Origin of the sequence: Pseudomonas sp. GZJR-8 (genome assembly GCF_002916705.1) — a bacterium.
Taxonomy (GTDB): domain Bacteria; phylum Pseudomonadota; class Gammaproteobacteria; order Pseudomonadales; family Pseudomonadaceae; genus Aquipseudomonas; species Aquipseudomonas synxantha_A.
In genome coordinates this window covers 1-599 of sequence record NZ_JXSI01000036.1, presented here as the reverse complement: position 1 = coordinate 599, position 599 = coordinate 1, and the positions used below count along the sequence as shown (strand labels likewise).

Annotated in this window: 1 pseudogene; it reads left to right on the top strand. The window is 58.8% G+C overall.

What is annotated here, in order from left to right:
- A pseudogene (locus TK42_RS26735) lies at positions 1-599 on the top strand (type IV secretion protein Rhs); the annotation flags it as partial.

The following is a 599-nucleotide window of genomic DNA, read 5'->3' as shown; positions in this document are numbered from 1 at the left end:
TACCAAATCACCTTTTACCCCAATGTCTCCAGGGATCACGTCAAGGCGCTGTATGCCTCCTACACGTCAGTGATTGCCGGGTTGGAAGCTGATCTGCGTAAACAGTGGGACGAGCGTTTCGCGCCTCAATGGGCAGACTTTGCCAAAGATCCTGCTTACAAGCGCAGTGCGATGCAGGGCATTGCCTTCGCTACCGGACTTGGCAAGGCGCTCTACAACCTGTGGGACAGCATCACCGAGCTGTATGACCTGCTCGCGAACCTCAAATCCAACAGCGAAAAGTTGCTGAAGTACCTCTCCCGGGCCGAACTGGACGCGCTGCTCGCGCTGAGCAAAGACACGCTGGCCAAGGGATTGCTGGTGCTCAGTGATGAGCCGCTGCTGTTTATCTACGTGGCAGCGGTGGTGGCCTGGATACGGATGCTGCCGCCGCCCGAAATGTACGAGCTGCTGGGTGAAATCACCGGCGAAGTGTTGATCAATTTGCTGCTGATCTGGGCGACGCGGGGTATTGGCGTAAAGCTGCGGCTGGGTGCGCAGGTGCTGAGTGGCGTCAAGTCCGGCGGGGCGCGGGCGTTGTTGGAGTTGCTGGCCAGGCA